We start from the raw sequence: 18,001 nt of genomic DNA on the forward strand, positions 1-18,001 counted from the left end.
TTAGCAAACTTTTGACGCCATGTGCGCCGTAAAGCCTGCCTGTGCAAGAAACCTTCCAACTTTCGTCACTGGCCTCTAAAACAGTCGTTTGTACAAGCACCAGCCAGACTCAGGGCGCGCTCAATACCAGCGTGGCACTCCCCGTGAAAGGCCCTCCGGCAGGAAAGCTGCCGGGTTTGCGGATCAGTGAAAACGCTACCGAGTCCCTCCCTGAACTGTTGCTGATAGAGGTCCTGAAAGAGCCTCCTACAGGTACTACCGAAGTGCCCCGAGTCATGGTGGTAGCAAGATTGGCATTGCTGGTGGCCAGGGCACTTGAGTTGAACGAAGAGGCGGTCCCCCTCCACGAGACCTCTATGCCGGAAAAAATGCCTGGGGAAGGACATGTGTAATTGAGCGTGACAATTTTCAAGTTGGGTGAACTGTGCGGCGTTTCCCCTACCACAACGGGATCCACCGGACCAAAGTCCACATCCAGTGGGTTATTATTGTTAATCGTGCAGGTTGACGGGCTCAAGTTGAGAGAATTGCGGGCAAACACATTGACAATTGTACTGATCTCCCTCTCTGCCCCCCAAAACGTAAAGGGACGTATACCCAAAGTAATGGTCGCGATGAGTGTCCCTGAGTCGATCTTGATATAACTACCCGGCGTCGTGGCAATGTTTAAATATGGCCGACCCGGCACACTCATATAAGGCTCATTTCTCTGTACTGAAAGGAGAATACCGCCTCTCACAGGGATCGGATAATAAGCACTCCCGTTCACGCTCAACCCGCCCTCGAGACTGCTGTAATTCGGACTCAGCCTTACAGCTTCGGGATAGGTCACTACGTGTTGATAGGGACTTGAAGAGCTAGGCATTCCATGCCTGCAGTCCATCGTATAACCATCGAGCAAAATTTTCCCGAGACTGGTGTTCGCTGCCACCTCGACATAAACATTAAACCCATGACCCGCCGGATTAACCCACTCGCCGCCATTTACCCGGCACTCCGCTGCGCTGGCAATCTGAGCCAGCATGAATATCATCAGCCCAATCAAATACTTCATATCAATCTCTCCACTACAAAACAGCATTACATAAGTGGTGAACCTTTAAGGATAGGCCAAGGTAAAGATCGAAACAGCCGTAACGTTTCCAGCCGTTAGTGATCGATTGGCAAGAAACGGCGGAACGTGCAACATCATCATTGCCAGCAACAACAGCGGCACGCCCAACTGTCCCCGACCGAGACCGGCCAGACCGCTGCGTGCGGTGTTGATTAACTGAGAGCGATCCAGTGACATTGCGACAAACCTCTAGCAAACTTTTGACGCCATGTGCGCCGTAGAGCCTGCCTGCGCAAGAAACCTTCCAACTTTGGCTACTGACTACTGAAAGTGTCGTTTGCGCACTTGTCAGCCAGGTTCAAGGCACGCCCATTACCAGCGTGGCACTCCCCGTGAAAGGCCCTGCGCCAGGGAAGCTGCCGGGTTTGCGAAAAAGCGTAAATAACACCGTGTCGCTGCCTGAGCTGTTCGTTATGCGAGTCCTGAAAGAACCTCCCGGAGGGACCAATGCGCTGAGACGATGCATGCCAACGGCAAGATTAGGGTTAGTTGTGGCAAGGGATCTTGAGTTAAACGAAGAGGCGGCCCCAACCAGTTTGATATCTAAGGGTGAGTCAATACCCCTATCAGGGCATGAATAATTCAGAGTGACATCTTGTCTGTAAGGTGTGCCGGCAGGTATATCCCCCCCGACTGCAACAGGATCCACCGAACCAAAGTCCACATTAATTGGGTTATCATAATTAATCTTACAGGTTGAGGGATTTAAATTGATTGCAAATATCGAATACACATGGACTTGCGTAAAGACCTCCTTAATCTTCACCAAACCTCTAAAGACCTTTACCCACATACGAAACGTAAACACCTTTGCTCCCGCAGGTATTTCAATATAACCATTAGGTGGTGAAGCAACAACCAGGTAAGGGTGTCCTCTACTCACCACCAGTGTATTCCCAAGTGGCTGATCCCCTATAAGAATACTGCTCACAGGGGATGAGTAATAGCTACCATCCAGTTTTAAGCCAGTCTTGAAATGAGCATATCTCGGTTCCAATGCAACAGGATCGTAAGTAGTCCATATTTCGACCCTATCGCTGCCTAGCTGCCTACAGGCAACACCTAACATCGGCACAATTCTCCCGCCTTCAGCAGCGATAACACCACTCAAGAACAGAGCGTCAGCCCTAAGATCATTAACTTCAACATTCGTCCAGCCGGAACCACCCGCTTGACATTCTACAGCGCTGGCGACATTGACCAGCATCAACAACATCATTCCAATTAGATATTTCATATATATCTTCACTATAAAACAGCACTACAAAAGGGTGACACTTTCAAGGGTAATCCAACATAAATACAGAAGTGGCCGTAAAGTTTCCGGCCGTTATTGATCGATTTAAAATGGCCTGTGGCTCAGCTTTAATAAAGGCCTTAAAGGCAATTACATTGGCGCCATTACTTAATAGCTGCCTGTCACTGGCCACATTTAACGGCACCAGATTATCCCCGGGGGTTTCTATCCCGATGGCGACTCCCGCAGCTGTACTGCCACCGCCCAGTGCCAGCAAACCGGGCAGCGCAGGGTTCTCATTACCACTGAATCTGGTCGTGACAAAGCTGCTGATACTGGTGTCGCACCCTTCAAGGTGGATCTGGAAGAGCTTGCTGACCGTGCGGGCGTTCAGGTACAGGTATTGGCTCGAAGCTTCCAGCTGATCCAGTACGATCGCCTCATCGCCGGGCCTGAACGAGCACGCCTCGGCCACCAGCCCCCCGCTGAAACGCAGATTGTCCGCAGCCCTGGCGCTGGCGGGCAACGACAAGGGCACCCCCATCAGCAATGCCAATGCCAAGGGTTTCCAACCTTGGGTTTCTATCTGAATGTGCATGGAGTACCCGCCTCTACTCGTAGTAGGCCAGCAACGTTGCGGAGGCCGTAAACCCGCCCGAAGCGAGCGAGCCCCCAAGTCGTTTGACCGGGACCGCTTGCAGTACCGGAGGGCTCGAAGGGTTGATCGATATCGGTGTGTTGAGCGTGAAAGCCACACCATCTCGCAAGAGTCGAACCCCCATGTCTGCAGCGCTGGTCTGCACGGCGGCCGGGTCAAACGTCGTTGCCGTGCCCTGCACCGTCAACATCATCCGCCAGGGCAATGGGCTGGCAGCGCAGTTGATCGTATAACTCAAGGGCTGAAGGTAGTTCACACCGTCGACGGCATTGATGCCCACGTTGTTGAAGTTGACATCGATCGTGCTGCCGCTGCTGATGGTGCAGGGTGGCGGCTCTACCAGCGTGCCGCGGAACGAGAGGTTTGCCATTGCGTCGGGGCCAAGACCCAAAGCGCACAGGGTAAAAAAAGCAGAGAGTTGCCAACGTTTCATATGTGAATCCTTCTTATCGCAGGGCAACCACTAACGTAGCGGTGGCTGAAAACGCCCCGCCAGTCAGTGTGCGTCCAGGGTTTTTCACCAGCACCGCTTCCATTCTCGGCAAGATGGGGTATGTGAAATTCAGCGCACGATTGAGGGGCCAGGCAACACCGCTTACCAGAAGCTTGACCCCGAGATCATTCTTGCTGGTGCGCAGAACTGCACTGTCAAACCCGGCCCCACTGCCCAGCAAGGTCAACGTCATGTTGTTCGTTGGCTGTGGCCCGCACGTCACCGTATAGGGCACAGTTTTGCGGTAGTTCGAACCGTCAACCTGGTTCGTGACTACTTCGCTGCCGAAAGAGATATCAAGCGTGCTGCCACCGTTGACGACGCAAGGCACAGGCGCCATGACCACGCCACGGATAGACACACTGACATCTGCCCGAACCCCTTCGCAAAGGGCCAGCAGCAAACAACCACAGGCGAGCAGAACCCGCGAAACAGATGGCATGCTCATCGTTTTTCCTCACTCATACATAAGCCTGAAATCAACCGTGGCCCGAAAAGCACCATTGCTCAGTGCTGCCGATGTGCGGGTTGGCCGGACCTGCCACGTCAGAGCGTCATCGCCGCGCTCCAGAAACAAGGGTTCACTGCCCGACCCCAGGCGCACGTCCCGCCCAAGGACATCGGTCAGTCGCAGTCCCATGCCTGTAACACCCTGCACTTTGACCAGCCGCGGATCGTCCGCATCGGCTGGCGCCACAAAAGCCACGGACACCACAGGCTGATAGGCGCTCCACACCAGCTTGCCCGTGCGGGCATTGAGGATGCTCCCGGAAGCGCGCTGGCAATCGAGGAAGCGCAACTGAAAAGCCACGGGCGATGCCTGATCACCAGGGCGCATCAATTGACTACGGGGCACGCTGCCAAGGTCTATGGCCTGATCCGCCGAAGCCATGTCCAGCACACAGGGCGAATTGTGCAGTGAGCCCGATATATCCAGAATCCCGCTCATGCCTCCAACTTCGGCACGGCCCTGCACGGCATGCAATGTCAGCAACAAACAACTCAGCGCCGTTACCCTGCCGGGTGTGACGGGGCGTCTGCGCACGCTATTCATTGGTTGAAGACGCTTGCTGGTTCACCTTGCAGGTATCACCGGTACAACTGAACACCAGCGTCGGACGGCCACCGTAATCATTGACATACGTCAGCAAGGGCGCGGTACCCAATGCAGTCACCGTCGCCCCCAACTTCAATGAATCCTTTGGCGAGACCATGAGCGGCTCGAAGCCCGGGGCGGTTTCTGCGTCCTTGCCACGACGGGCATCGATCAGGGTGATGTAGTAGGGGGTGGGGTTATTGACCCGATAGTGATCACCCTCACGGGTAAGGGTCAGTTGCTGCTGCCAGGGGTCAGATTGCTCCTGCTGGCCAGGGACTATCGAAGCCGGGCGGTAAAACAGCTTGATACGGGTCTGCAAGGCAATTTGCAGGCTGTTGGCCTTGTCGCTACGGGGCGGGATTTCACGCAGATTGAAGTAATAGACAGTCTCACGGTCCTGGGGCAAGGATTTGACTGCCGGTAGCGACTGGACTTTCACCTGACTGCGCTTGCCGGGTTCCAGGCGCTGGACCGGCGGCAGCACGATCAGCGGCGAGGTGATCTTGTTGCCCTGCTCATCCTCGACCCAGCCCTGGGCCAGGTAGGGCAACTGGGTGTTGTTGTTGGTGATGCTCATGCTGACGGCATCTTTGTTGCCATCAAATACGACCCGGGTTCGATCAAGGCCTATGGCTGCATTCGCGTTGTTGAACAGACTCAACGTCAAAAGGGCCAGCGTCGCAGGCGCACAGCGCAAATTCAGAATCATGTGGACTTTTTCTCCGTATCGATAAGTGTGGTCAGCGGCGCTGGCGCAGGGTCGAGGATTTGGCAGGGCAGCTTCAGGGTCGTGGTCAGTCCGTCATCAGGCAGGCTTGAGGGCATGATCAGCGTGCAGCGTTCGGCCCCTCCCCAACTGACAGTCATCCGTTCCCCGGGGCGAATTCCGCTCAGGTAGACGCTGCCGCCGTCATTGACGATGCCGGTGTCCTGCTGTTTTTCATTCTTCACCGTGGCCCCGAATGGCGGGACGCTGCTGTCAGGCAGACTCAGCAGCACCATCGCTTTGTGGCCGGCAATCACATCCAGCGTGCGATAGCCGATGGCGCCTTCAGTCAGGGTCAGCTGGGTCACGGACTGCGTCGCTTCGACATTGGCGGGCAGGCTCTCCAGGTCAACACTGGCGCCCGTGCGCAAAAAGCTGCTGACATCGGCGATCACCGCCTTGCCAAACACATTGCTGCGGGTGGGCGTGCCATACCCCCGCACCGGCACATCGGGCACACCACTGGTGCCGATCAGCAACCGGGTGCCACCGGTGCCGGACGTTCTATGCCCTGCGCCGCCCCTGGACGTGAGCGTGGCACCGCCTCGGGCAGAAACGTTGAGGCTGGTGTAGTTGTTTTCTTGCTGGGCGACACTCGCAGAGATTTCAGCCTGATCACCGATATGGCTCAGATAACCGCTGACTGACGTATTACTGGCTGACAGTTGATAGCTGTTGCGCTCATCCAGCCGGTCACTGAAACGTGCGCCATAACTGTTTTTGCCCAGCGAGTTGCTGGCGGTGGTGGTCAGGGTGCCCGAGCGGCCCAGCGGCAGGCTGAGTGACAGGTACATTCCGTTGCTGTTGTTGGAGATGCCGTTGTGCTGGTTGCGTTCCTGATTTCTGAACACGTTAAGTGACAGGCTCATGTTCTTAACCGTGCCAGCACTGAAATAGCGGGCCAGCGACAGATTCCATCGCTCGCTGGCCGGGCGATCCCAATAGGACTGGTTGCTGTAATTCAAATAGACGGAAAGCCCTGCATCGCGAAACTGCTTGTTAAAAGTCGCGGTGTAGAGTGACTTGCTGCCCCCCACAGGCCCGCCGTAATGACGGGCGTTCAGGTATTCACTCATGCTCAGGTAGTTTTTTTCGGAAAAACGGTAACCGGCAAACGTGATCTGACTGTCGTATTGGTCGAATTTTTTCGAGTAGCTCAGGCGATAGGAGTCACCCGACAAGGCCTTGTCGTGAAGTGTGGCGCTGGCCCGTGTGACATCGAATGACATCGCACCGAAGGCCAGCAGATCGCGCCCTGCCCCGACAGAAAGTGCTGTGTAATTGTTATCACTGATGCCACCGCCATACAGGGACCAGCCGTTACTGACCCCCCAGGAAAACTCCCCCATCCCGAAGGTACGCCCCTGCCCGCCATCATGAAGGCTTGAGGGCTGGCCGGTAGCCAGCTTGTAGCGCACGGTGCCGGGCCGCGTGAGGTAGGGAATGCTGGCGGACTCAACCGTGAAGGTGGTGACGCTGCCGTCCTGCTCTTCGACCCGGACATCAAGCGTACCGGTGACGGCTTCATTGAGATCCTGAATGCGAAAGGGCCCCGCCGCGACCAGCGCCTCATAAAGCACCCGGCCTTGCTGACTGATGATGACCTTGGCATTGGTCTTGGCCACACCCACGACTTCGGGCGCGTAGCCGCGCAGGTTGGGCGGCAACTGGTTGTCATCCGAGCTGAGGGCAATGCCGTTGAAACGAAAGCTGTCGAACAGGTCCGAGTAGAGGTAGTTCTCCCCCAGCATCAGCCGCGACTGGATGGACGGCAACGAGCGATACGCATAAAAGCGGCTCCACTCAAGCCGTTGCTCACGGCTGACAGTTGCCTCTTCGATGCGACCTTGCCAGTCAGCGCGAAAGCGCCAAGGGCCTGCGTTGGCACCAAACGTACCGTTGCCCGTCAAGTTGGTGCGCCGGGCCGTGTCGCGCTGGTTAATGGACTGCGCCGTCAGGTTGTAATCGATCAACACACCGGGCACGCCGTCATCCCACCGCGAAGGCGGGTCCCAGTTCAAGGCGTTGTACTCCAGGTAAGCCTGGGGCAAGGAAATATAGAGAGTGGAAGTACTCAGGTCGCCGCTGACTTCCATCCCCGGCAGGCCGCTGATATCCAGGCACTCTGTACCCCTCCACCAATTGAGCCCGGCTTGTTTGTCGCTCTTGAGGCCCAGTTGTTCTACCAGATCAGGTGACAGGCAGGCCTGACTGCCTTTGGGGTCGTCGTCCGGAGGGTAAAAGGGAATGCGCTGCTCAGGCAGCAACTGCGTGTTGATCTGCACTTGCATTGGATAAGTACCCGGCAAGATAAATCCGCTACGCGAAAACTGTGATAAATCGATGTTGGTGCGATCGTTCAGATCGAGAATGTCGGTATTGAACTGAATGTCTTCAACGGCAAGCACCTTGCCTCCCATTGTCATCAGCCCGCTCAACACGCCCGTCCACAGAAGCGTTTTGGCAACTGAGTAGTCTCGCAAATCAAGCAGCCCGTACATGTCAGAAATACTCCAGCCTGAAACGCACCGCAGCACGATGAGATCCAACCGCCATAGGGCTTCCGTTGCCAACCATTTGAAGGGTGTAGCGCAATTCCTGATCTCCTCCGGAGAGAGACATCAGAGACATGGGTACGCCCGGTAAACTTTGCAGCCCTTGCCCGTCAGTAATGCGCAAGGCCAGACCTCTTGTAGAGCCCGCAGCGGCAAACAACTTGCCGCCACTGTCGGCCTGCCCATCAAAGGTCACCCTGACATGCTGCCAATCGGGCAGAAACGCACCCGGGCGACCAGGATCAGGCCGTACCAATGAACACTTGATTAAACGCAATATGAATGTACGCGGCGCACTTTCACCCAGCCGAATAAGTTGCCCCATGGGCAATGGATCAAATTCAATCACTTGATAAATACTGTTTGCATCCAGTGCGCACGCAGAATCAATAACTTGCCCAACCAACGTGACTCGACCACCACCCTGATACAGTTGCTGCGCACTGACCGTATCAAACGAAACAGCAAACAGAATAAACGCGCAGAAAACTTTCAGCCTCGAGAGTATTTTCACACCCAACTCCCACCTGTAGTTGCCCTGCTACCGGGTGAGCGGTAGCAGGGTAATCACTTACTGATAAGCCAAGGAGAAGTTGGTCACAGCAGTAAACACGCCCGGCGTGATATCGCCCGTGGCCTTGCCTTTCAAGTAGGCACCATAGGTCAGGGTATTCTCGCCCGGCTGAAGGAGTTGCGGCCTGGTCGGCGTGCCCAGAACGATCGGGGTGCCAGCACCATCGACCATCATGATGCCCGCGCCCTGGGCCGTGCCGGCAATACCCAATGCCCCTGTCACGTCTGTAGAAGCTGCACCCGTAAAGGTGGCCGTGACTGTTTTATCGGTGAGTGCCGTCAGCGCACATCCGGTCAGTTCGATTTGAAAGCTCTCAGGACTGGTAACACCCCCAGTACTCAGTTGCGACTTGGCAACCTGCCCCAATGGAATCGTCTGATCGACACTGGTTGGCACGATAGAGCACGCCGCTTCGAGGATTTCTCCCTCGAAACTGATCGTGCCTGTACCGGCACCTGCCGCATGAGCTCCCGACACAGAAGCCATCAGAATAGCCATGGATGCCACGACTGTTTTAAATACAACATTCATCAAAATGCCTCCCACACAAACACTGTTAAACCATATAAAACAAATATGGATTTGAGTTGTTTATTTGATTCAGAACACAGTCAAACTTTCTTGCTGTGATCGAGTGCAGCCCCATAAAAAGAGCGGAGGGAATTTAACAATCAAATCATTAAAAAATATGCAAGACATTGACTATCAGCACGCAGGAACTTTATTACCGGCACGCAGGACAACTTCATAAGATAGAAGGAAACTTCGAAAATAAACGTAGGAAACCAACAACAATTAAAAGCCTCTCAATCACCTACGCACTGAAGTAATAACTATATGTTTTTCACGAAACATATCGCAAGCACTTCAACTCCAACATATGTATTACTTAAGAATACTTATACGCACTTCATTCAAGCACTGTCTAATGCAATGAAAGAATTAACGGCTTCTCAATCATCGCGTTTCAAATCCGGCGGGATCGGCAGGTCCTTGAGCGCGTCCGGGTGCTTGCCCTTGCCCGCCTGGTGCTGGCGGATCTGGTACACGTAGGCCAGCACCTGGGCCACGGCCAGGTACAGCCCGGCAGGAATCTCTTGTTCCAGCTCGGTGGAGTGGTAGATCGAACGCGCCAGCGCAGGGGATTCAAGCAGCAGGATGTTGTGCTTTTCACCAATCTCGCGAATCTTCAGCGCCAGGAAGTCACTGCCCTTGGCCAGCAACATCGGCGCCGCGCCTTTCTCCGGGTCGTACTTGAGGGCCACGGCGTAATGGGTCGGGTTGGTGATGATGACATCCGCATCCGGGATCGCCGCCATCATCCGCCGTTGCGACATATCGCGCTGCAACTGGCGAATCCGCTGCTTGACCTCGGGCCGCCCCTCCTGGTCCTTGTGTTCGTCGCGCACTTCCTGCTTGGTCATCAGCAGTTTCTGATGGCTTTCCCACAGCTGCACCGGCACGTCCACGGCGGCAATCAGGATCAGCCCGCAGGCCATCCACAAGGCGCTCCAGGCCACCACTTGCAGACTATGGATCACCGCCAGTTCCAGCGGCTCATGGGCGATGCGCAGCAGGTCGTCGATATCGGACTTCAACACCAGCAAAGCCACGATCAGGATGATGAAGAACTTGGCCAGGGCCTTGAGCAACTCGACCAGCGCCTTGGCCGAGAACATGCGCTTGATCCCCGCTGCGGGGTTCATGCGGCTGAATTTAGGGGCCAGGCTGCCAGCGGCGAACAGCCAGCCTCCCAGGGAAATCGGCCCGACCAGAGCGGCGATCAGCAAGGTGACCAATACCGGCTGCAGGGCAAGCAGGGCTATTTTTCCCGAGTGGAGTAAAAACAGGCCCATGGAGTCAGGATTGAGCAGCACCTCGCGGCTCAGGCTGAAGTTGTAGCGCATCAACTCCATCATGTCCTGGGCCAGCGCACCACCAAAAATCAGCAGACCCGCCGAGCCGGCCAACATGATGGCCAAGGTATTCAGCTCTTTTGAGCGTGCGATCTCGCCCTTTTCCCTGGAGTCCTTTTTCCGTTTCTCCGTGGGGTCTTCTGTTTTATCGGCACCGCTTTCACTCTCTGCCATAGCGGTCTACTTCGCCTGTGCCAGTTCACGTAAAAACTGCAGGGCCTCGGAGGCCAGCGGTTGATACTGGTTGAGAATGTCCGCCATGCTGATCCACAGAATCACCATGCCCAGCACCAGGGTCAGCGGAAAGCCGATGGCAAAAATATTCAGTTGCGGCGCAGCCCGGGTCATCACGCCAAACGCGATGTTGACCACCAGCAACGCGGTGATGGCAGGCAGCACCAGCAGCAGCGCCGCCCCCAGCACCCAACCGAGCTTGTTGGCGATTTCCCAGTAGTGATGGCTCAGCAACCCGCCACCCACCGGCAAGGTGGTGAAGCTCTCGGTGAGCACCTCAAACACCACCAGATGGCCGTTCATGGACAAAAACAGCAAGGTCACGAGCATGGTGAAAAACTGCCCGATCACCGCCACGTTAACGCCGTTGGCCGGATCGACCATGGACGCAAAGCCCATGCCCATCTGAATCGCGACAATTTGCCCGGCCACCACGAACGCCTGGAAAAACAGCTGCAACGAAAACCCCAGTAATGCACCAATGATGATTTGCTCGGCAATCAGCATCAGGCCGCTGAGGTCCAGCGGGTTGACGACGGGTAGCGGCGGCAGGCTGGGCATGATCGCCAGGGTGATCGCCAATGACAGAAACAGCTTGATCCGCTTGGGCACCAGGGTCGTGCCGATGATCGGCATGGTGGTCAGCAGTGCGCCCACCCGAAACAGTGGCAGCATAAAGCTGGCGACCCAGGTACTGATCTGCGCGTCCGTCAGGGCCAGAAGCGACATTTAACCGATCAACTGCGGAATGCTGCCGTACAACTGCAGGATGTATTCCATAAAGGTCTGCACCAGCCAGGGCCCTGCCACGATCAGGGTGATCAGCATCACCAGCAGTCGCGGGAGAAAGCTGAGGGTTTGTTCGTTGATCTGGGTCGCCGCCTGAAACATGGCCACCAGCAAACCGACCAGCAAGCTGGGGATCACCAGCACGGCGACCATCAGGGTGGTCAGCCACAGCGCACTGCGAAACAGGTCAACCGCAACTTCTGGGGTCATGACTCACACTCCGCCAAAACTGCTGGCCAGGGTGCCGATAATCAACGCCCAGCCATCCACCAGCACAAACAGCATGATTTTGAACGGCAGCGAAATGATCAACGGCGAGAGCATCATCATGCCCATGGCCATCAGCACACTGGCAACCACCAGGTCGATGATCAAAAACGGGATAAAAATCATGAACCCGATCTGGAATGCGGTTTTGAGTTCCGAGGTGACAAACGCGGGTACCAGGATGGTCAGGGGAGCGGCATCCGGAGTGGCGATGTCGGTGCGCTTGGACAGGCGCATAAACAGCTCCAGATCACTGGTCCGGGTCTGGGCCAGCATGAAGTCCTTGATCGGCACTTCAGCCTTGAGAATCGCATCCTGGGCCGAGAGCTTTTCGGCAAGATAAGGCTGCAGGGCGTCGTTGTTCACCCGGTCGAATACCGGGGCCATGATGAACATCGTCAGAAACAACGCCATGCCCGTGAGGATCTGGTTGGACGGTGTCTGCTGCAGGCCCAGGGCCTGACGCAGGATCGAGAACACGATGATGATCCGCGTAAAGCTGGTCATCAGCATGACGAACGCCGGAATGAAACTCAGCGCGGTCATGATCAGCAGAATTTGCAGACTGACTGAATATTCCTGCTGGCCATTGGCCCCGGTGCCCAGGGTTATCGCCGGAATCGACAGCGGGTCAGCCCCTGACGCCAACGGCGCGACAAGCGCCAACAACAGCGCGACAACTAAACGCATTACGGCTTGTCCTTTTGCTGACCCAGTATTTCCATCAGGCGCCTGGCAAATTCGGGGGTTGCAGGTTGCGCTGTGCCGGGCACTTGCACCGGCTCCTTGAGCACGTGCAGCGGGGTGATACGGCCCGGCGTCAGGCCCAGCAGGATCTGTTCATTGCCGACCTGCACCAGTACCAGCCGATCCCGCGCGCCCAGGGCACGGGTACTGATCAGCTCGATCACCTGCCCCTGACGCGGGCCCGCCTGCTGGACACGGCGCAGCAGCCAGGCCAGGGCAAATATCACCCCCAGCACCAGCAGCAGGCCGAGCACCAATTGCGTCAATTGCCCGCCAATACTGGTGCCCACCACCGGAGCCGCGACAGCCGTGGCCACAGGTTCGGCCGCCAGCACGCTAAAGGGCAAGGCCACTAAACCGCCGAGTAACCGCTTCACTTAACGCAGCTTCTTGATGCGTTCGCTGGGGCTGATCACGTCAGTCAGGCGGATGCCGAACTTTTCGTTGACCACCACCACTTCGCCGTGAGCAATCAGGGTGCCGTTCACCAGCACGTCCAGCGGTTCGCCAGCCAGGCGATCCAGCTCGATCACCGACCCCTGGTTGAGTTGCAGCAGGTTGCGGATATTGATGTCGGTGCTGCCCACTTCCATGGAAATCGACACCGGGATATCCAGAATCACGTCCAGGTTGGGCCCATCCAGCGTCACCGGCTGGTTGTTGCGCGGCATACTGCCGAATTCTTCCATTGCCAGACGGTTGGGGGCCGGTTTGGTGACTGCATCAGCCGCCAGCAAAGCATCGATATCTGCCTGGCCAACATCGCCGGTTTCTTCCAGCGCCGCAGCCCATTCATCAGCCAGCGCCTGGTCTGCAGCAGTTGTATCGTGTTCGTTAGCCATGGGGTGTCCTCGGCGGGCAGTCAATCATTGGATGGGTGTGGAGCGGCTTATCGCCGCCCGATGGGCTCAACCACTTGCAAGGCAAGATTGCCTTTGTGGGAGCCCAGTTTGACCTTGAACGAAGGCACGCCATTGGCGCGCATTACCAATTCATCTTCCAGTTCGATGGGGATCACATCGCCGGGCTGCATGTGCAAGATGTCCCGCAGGCGCAATTGACGGCGGGCCACGGTGGCACTGAGCGGCACGCTGACGTCGAGTACGTCTTCGCGCAGGGCCTTGCTCCAGCGTTCGTCCTGGTCGTCGAGGTCGGACTGGAATCCGGCATCGAGCATTTCGCGCACTGGCTCGATCATCGAGTACGGCATGGTCACGTGCAGGTCGCCGCCACCGCCGTCGAGCTCGATATGGAAAGTGGACACCACAATGGCCTCGCTGGGGCCGACGATATTGGCCATGGCCGGGTTAACTTCTGAGTTGATGTACTCGAAATTGACCTCCATGATCGCCTGCCAGGCCTCCTTCAAATCAATGAAGGCCTGCTCCAGCACCATGCGCACCACGCGCAATTCGGTAGGGGTGAATTCCCGGCCTTCGATCTTGGCGTGACGGCCGTCGCCGCCAAAGAAATTGTCCACCAGCTTGAACACCAGTTTGGCGTCGAGGATGAACAGTGCCGTGCCGCGCAACGGCTTGATCTTGACCAGGTTCAGGCTGGTAGGCACGTAAAGCGAGTGCACGTACTCGCCGAATTTCATGACCTGCACCCCGCCCACCGCCACGTCCGCCGAGCGGCGCAGCAGGTTGAACATGCTGATACGGGTGTAGCGGGCGAAACGCTCGTTGATCATTTCCAGGGTCGGCATGCGCCCCCGGACAATACGGTCCTGACTGGTCAGGTCATAGCTTTTGACACTGCCGGGCTCGGCAGCTGTTTCGGCCTGTACCAGACCGTCATCGACGCCATGCAACAGCGCGTCAATCTCATCCTGGGACAGCAGGTCTTGCACGGCCATGTCGTGATCCTACTGCAATACAAAGTTAGTAAAGAGCACCTGGTCGATAACCACTTTTCCGAGTTCTTTCTGTGCTACGTCCTGCACGCTGGCAGTCGTTTTCTGACGCAGAATTTCCTGGCCCACCGGTGTTGCGAGGTCGTCAAAGGACTGACCGGAAAACAGCATCACCAGGTTGTTGCGAATCACCGGCATATGCACCATGAGCGCCTTCAGATCGGCGGGGTCGCGGGCCTGCAAGGTCACACTCACTTGCATGTAGCGCTGGCGGCCATTGGCGTTGTAATTGACCACGAAGGCCGGGGCCATGGGCTCATAGAGGGCGGCCGGTTTGACGTTGCTGTCCACTTGCGGCACAGGCTCGCTCTTGGGGCTGTGCATGAAATACCAGGTGGCGCCTACAGAAAGACCAATCGCCAGCAGTACAGCCACGACGATCAGGATAATCAGCTTGAGTTTGCCTTTGCCGGCCGGTTCATCTACCGCGTCGCTCGTCGCCATGCCAATAATCCGTCACTATTTGGTTTTCACAGATGCCGGGGTAGGCACAGCAAGTGTTATGCCAGAAGCAGGACGGTGGGTGACTTTGTGGACGCGGGCTTGCTCGCGATACAGGCTATGGGGCACCGCCGTTACAGCGCGCCGAAGCCATCGCGAACAAGCCCGCTCCCACAGGATTTTTACTCAGGCGTAGTAATCCACTGCACTGGAGCCCAGTACTACGCTTGGCGCGACCGCCGCGACGTCCACTGGCTCGTCATCCATGACACTGTCCAGCCGCTGACCACCGCTTCCGCTGCGGGCCTGTTGCTCCTGGCCCTGCTGCCCTTGCCAGTTGCGCGGCTGGTCGGAGACGTTGACGTCCACCTGCCCCATCCCCTGTTGTGCCAGCATGTCGCGCAAGCGGTGCATCTGGCTGTCCAGCGCTTCGCGCACGCCAGCATGACCACTGACAAAGTTCACCTGCGCCGACTGGTCAGCGGCAATGTTGACCCGAATATCCAGGCGCCCCAGCTCCGCTGGCTCCAGCTGGATGTCGGCAGATTTGAGATTGGCGCTGGACAGGTACATCACCCGATTGACGACCTCTTCAGACCAGCCGCCCTGATGCATGGCCAGGGGCTGATTGACCGGCAGCGTGTTCACGGTCTTGGGCACTGCAGCCTGGGTTAGGGCCGCAAGGCGATTGGCGAAGTCATCGACCCGCGTATCGCTGGACGTACTTTTCAGATCCTTGAGACCGTCATCGAGCAAGCCCTTGAAAGCCTTCTCGCCGCCCTCACCGGTCGCTGACTCGCCAGCATTCCCATCGATCAGCATGGCGATGCTGCTGGCCTGCCCCTGAACCGTGGCCAGTGGGGTTTCGTTCGACGGGATCTTGACCGGGCTCTGGCTGCTGGCCGATACATGCCCGCCCTGCTCCATCGCCAGGCGCACGGCCGGCATCGCGTCGAGAGGATCCGCTTCGGGGTCGAAGGTGTCTTCGGCTACCGGTTGCAGTGGTGGCTGAACCTGAGCTTGAGCCACCCGTGGCTGTGCCGCTTGGGCCTGTGCAGCTACCGGCACCTCTGGTGTCTCGGGTACCGCCTCGACAACCGCCGCGGGAGGTGCCGTCACAGGCAGCAGCATGAGTGGATCGACAACGGCCAAGTCGTCGCCCGACTGGCCAGCGCTGTCATCCTGATCAGTCATGGCTGCATCCCTGGTCTTGCCGCCAGGCAATGGGTTGCCGCTATCGGCAACGGCTGGCGCCGGCTCAGACGCGCTGGCATACACCGCGGCAAAGGGTTGTGCCGGGGACGTGGCAGGTTGCGCAGGGCTGCCCGCCGCTGCTTTTGGCGCAGCAACGGCAGGTATCTGAAGCAAGGGTTGGGCGGCAACGGGCATTAACGGGTCTCCGCTGTACGGCAGGCATAGGTACAGGTCAGAGAGTCAGAGCAAGGTTCGGGCCAGCTTTGCGCAATCAGCTGATCACAAAATACGGAGGCCCTGAGCGATGGCGCTCGGCACGATAAAGTCGCCGAACCATCTGGTATTCATCGTCGATCTTGATCACCAGCTCCTGGATACCGGCCAGTTGCTTCTTTTGCGCACGCTCTTCGAGCAGGCCGCACAAGTGCGCCAAACGAATGGCACCCATGTTGCTGCTGCTGCCTTTAAAGCTGTGGGCAACCAGTGTCAGGTCGTCGGCTTCGCGGGTGTTGTGCAATTGCCCCATGCGCTCTTCGGAGTCAGAGAGGAAGGTATCGAGCAGGTCTGCAAAACCGCCCTCCATCACGTCTCGCAACGCATCGACCACTTTCGGATCCATATGAATGTCAGACACTTGTTCACTCCTTGATCAAGAATGGCCGGATTATGCCAGACCCCCCCATGAAAACTCTACGGTCGCACTGCGGCCATCAGGTGCCCAGCGGGCCGCAGGGCACAGTTGCCGGACCAAACTCACGCCACGCCCCGACAGACGGTCTGAATCAAGGGGTCTGGACATGACTTTGTCGACATCAAAGCCGGCACCACTGTCTTCAACCTGGATAAACAGGCGTCCGCTCTCCCCGATCGGCTCGACCTGCAACGACACCCGCACAAATCCGCTTTTGAGGGTCGCCAAGCGCTCCCTGCGCTGCTGGTAATAATGGGCAAACCCTTCTGTATCGCGCTTGAGCCGAGAGTCGAGGCCCAGCACCCCGTGTTCCAGGGCATTACTGTAAAGCTCGGACAGCACCGCATGGATCACCGGCCCCTGGGCACGCAATCCGTGGACCTCCATCAGCAATTGCAGCAAGAAAGGCAGTGGATTGAACTGTTGCAGGGTTCGCGCCCGAAACTCGAAACGGGACGACCAGTCCCGCGGGCTGCATTGGCCGCTGTCTGAATAGACGATGGCTGGCACACCCAGAAACTGCGGCAATTGTGAGGTGATATGCACCATGCTCACGTCATCCCGGGCCCGCCCCTGAAAATCGCGCAACGCCTGTTCGACCTCGGCAATCAGTTGCAGCGGATGGCGATTGGCATCGAGCACCCGCTCCAGACGTTCAACCCCGAACAGTTGCTGATCCGGGCCACAGGTATCGATCACGCCGTCGGTCAACAAAAACACCTGATCACCGGGCAGCATCGCAAAGACTTGAGTGGCATGGTCAAACACTTCAGCGCGCAACACCCCCAGCGGCAGGTGTTGCGACGTCAATGCCGTACGCTCACCACCGGACTGCAAGTAACCGTCGGGCATCCCGCCATTCCAGACCTCGACACAACGGCGCTGGGCGCTGACACACAGCAACGTGGCGCAGCAGAACATGTCGACGGGCAGGATGCGCTTAAGCTTGGCGTTCATTTCACGGAGGATTTCGGCCAGGCCATAGCCTTTGGCCGTCATGCTGTAGAACACCTCGGCCAGTGGCATTGCGCCAATGGCCGCAGGAAGACCGTGGCCGGTGAAATCAGCGAGCAGCAGGTGGGTATCCCCGGCGGGGGTGTAGGCCGCCAATAACAGATCACCATTGAACAAGGCATAGGGCGATTGCAAGAAGCGGATATTGGGGGCATCCAGACACCCTGAATGCGCCACCCGATCAAATACCGCCTTGGCTACCCGCTGCTCGTTGAGCAGGTAATCGTTGTGCTCGGCTATCAAGTCACGCTGCTGCAGCACGGTTTGCTGCAAGCGCCGCAGGCGCTCCATTGAGCG

Annotated in this window: 20 protein-coding genes and 2 pseudogenes; all 22 read right to left on the reverse strand. The window is 57.3% G+C overall.

Annotated elements, in window-relative coordinates; translation table 11 throughout:
* Positions 1–109: 109 nt before the first annotated feature.
* Positions 110–1,054 (reverse strand): fimbrial protein, encoded by a 945-nt coding sequence (locus VSQ83_RS15800; RefSeq protein WP_326427182.1) that lies wholly within the window; start codon positions 1,052–1,054, stop codon positions 110–112.
* A 111-nt stretch (positions 1,055–1,165) separates the two neighbouring features.
* A pseudogene (locus VSQ83_RS26775) lies at positions 1,166–1,285 on the reverse strand (hypothetical protein); the annotation flags it as partial.
* Positions 1,286–1,412: 127 nt separating this feature from the next.
* Positions 1,413–2,351, reverse strand: a complete 939-nt coding sequence (locus tag VSQ83_RS15810) for a fimbrial protein (RefSeq protein WP_326427184.1) — start codon at positions 2,349–2,351, stop codon at positions 1,413–1,415.
* A 43-nt stretch (positions 2,352–2,394) separates the two neighbouring features.
* On the reverse strand, positions 2,395–2,949 hold the full coding sequence (locus VSQ83_RS15815; protein WP_326427185.1) for a fimbrial protein: 555 nt from the start codon (positions 2,947–2,949) through the stop codon (positions 2,395–2,397).
* Between the two features lie 13 nt (positions 2,950–2,962).
* Entirely contained in the window at positions 2,963–3,442 is a 480-nt protein-coding gene (locus tag VSQ83_RS15820; RefSeq protein ID WP_133076016.1) for a fimbrial protein, read from the reverse strand.
* 13 nt (positions 3,443–3,455) lie between these two features.
* Complete coding sequence (locus VSQ83_RS15825) at positions 3,456–3,950, reverse strand: fimbrial protein (protein ID WP_326427186.1); 495 nt, start codon at positions 3,948–3,950, stop codon at positions 3,456–3,458.
* Positions 3,951–3,959: 9 nt separating this feature from the next.
* Positions 3,960–4,556, reverse strand: coding sequence for a fimbrial protein (locus tag VSQ83_RS15830; RefSeq protein ID WP_442800234.1), 597 nt, complete (start codon positions 4,554–4,556; stop codon positions 3,960–3,962).
* Complete coding sequence (locus VSQ83_RS15835; protein WP_326397645.1) at positions 4,549–5,310, reverse strand: fimbria/pilus periplasmic chaperone; 762 nt, start codon at positions 5,308–5,310, stop codon at positions 4,549–4,551. Before VSQ83_RS15835 ends, VSQ83_RS15830 begins: the two co-directional genes overlap by 8 nt.
* Entirely contained in the window at positions 5,307–7,868 is a 2,562-nt protein-coding gene (locus tag VSQ83_RS15840; RefSeq protein ID WP_326427187.1) for an outer membrane usher protein, read from the reverse strand. The genes VSQ83_RS15835 and VSQ83_RS15840 overlap by 4 nt, the downstream gene beginning before the upstream one ends.
* Position 7,869: 1 nt before the next feature.
* Positions 7,870–8,436, reverse strand: a complete 567-nt coding sequence (locus VSQ83_RS15845; RefSeq protein WP_326427188.1) for a fimbrial protein — start codon at positions 8,434–8,436, stop codon at positions 7,870–7,872.
* 57 nt (positions 8,437–8,493) lie between these two features.
* Entirely contained in the window at positions 8,494–9,027 is a 534-nt protein-coding gene (locus tag VSQ83_RS15850; RefSeq protein ID WP_219262986.1) for a fimbrial protein, read from the reverse strand.
* A gap of 422 nt (positions 9,028–9,449) precedes the next feature.
* The gene (gene flhB / locus VSQ83_RS15855; protein ID WP_133076011.1) at positions 9,450–10,586 is read right to left on the reverse strand and encodes a flagellar biosynthesis protein FlhB; all 1,137 of its coding nucleotides are present in this window, start codon (positions 10,584–10,586) and stop codon (positions 9,450–9,452) included.
* Between the two features lie 6 nt (positions 10,587–10,592).
* Positions 10,593–11,375: a flagellar biosynthetic protein FliR gene (fliR, locus tag VSQ83_RS15860; RefSeq protein ID WP_133076010.1), complete on the reverse strand. Its 783-nt coding sequence runs from the start codon at positions 11,373–11,375 to the stop codon at positions 10,593–10,595.
* The gene (fliQ, locus tag VSQ83_RS15865) at positions 11,376–11,645 is read right to left on the reverse strand and encodes a flagellar biosynthesis protein FliQ (protein WP_019828826.1); all 270 of its coding nucleotides are present in this window, start codon (positions 11,643–11,645) and stop codon (positions 11,376–11,378) included.
* 3 nt (positions 11,646–11,648) lie between these two features.
* Complete coding sequence (fliP, locus tag VSQ83_RS15870) at positions 11,649–12,392, reverse strand: flagellar type III secretion system pore protein FliP (protein WP_133076009.1); 744 nt, start codon at positions 12,390–12,392, stop codon at positions 11,649–11,651.
* Positions 12,392–12,826: a flagellar biosynthetic protein FliO gene (fliO, locus tag VSQ83_RS15875; RefSeq protein ID WP_326427189.1), complete on the reverse strand. Its 435-nt coding sequence runs from the start codon at positions 12,824–12,826 to the stop codon at positions 12,392–12,394. The genes fliP and fliO overlap by 1 nt, the downstream gene beginning before the upstream one ends.
* Positions 12,827–13,291, reverse strand: coding sequence for a flagellar motor switch protein FliN (fliN, locus tag VSQ83_RS15880; RefSeq protein ID WP_133076007.1), 465 nt, complete (start codon positions 13,289–13,291; stop codon positions 12,827–12,829).
* 47 nt (positions 13,292–13,338) lie between these two features.
* Positions 13,339–14,307: a flagellar motor switch protein FliM gene (fliM, locus tag VSQ83_RS15885; RefSeq protein ID WP_019828822.1), complete on the reverse strand. Its 969-nt coding sequence runs from the start codon at positions 14,305–14,307 to the stop codon at positions 13,339–13,341.
* Between the two features lie 9 nt (positions 14,308–14,316).
* Positions 14,317–14,808: a flagellar basal body-associated protein FliL gene (fliL, locus tag VSQ83_RS15890; protein ID WP_133076006.1), complete on the reverse strand. Its 492-nt coding sequence runs from the start codon at positions 14,806–14,808 to the stop codon at positions 14,317–14,319.
* Positions 14,809–14,991: 183 nt separating this feature from the next.
* Positions 14,992–16,194 carry a flagellar hook-length control protein FliK gene (locus VSQ83_RS15895; protein ID WP_326427190.1) on the reverse strand — a complete coding sequence of 401 codons (1,203 nt, stop codon included), beginning with the start codon at positions 16,192–16,194 and terminating at the stop codon, positions 14,992–14,994.
* A gap of 76 nt (positions 16,195–16,270) precedes the next feature.
* Complete coding sequence (locus VSQ83_RS15900; protein ID WP_133076004.1) at positions 16,271–16,633, reverse strand: Hpt domain-containing protein; 363 nt, start codon at positions 16,631–16,633, stop codon at positions 16,271–16,273.
* A 30-nt stretch (positions 16,634–16,663) separates the two neighbouring features.
* A pseudogene (locus VSQ83_RS15905) lies at positions 16,664–18,001 on the reverse strand (ATP-binding SpoIIE family protein phosphatase); the annotation flags it as partial.

It is taken from the genome of Pseudomonas sp. DSV-1 (assembly GCF_035830915.1).
Taxonomy (GTDB): Bacteria; Pseudomonadota; Gammaproteobacteria; order Pseudomonadales; family Pseudomonadaceae; genus Aquipseudomonas.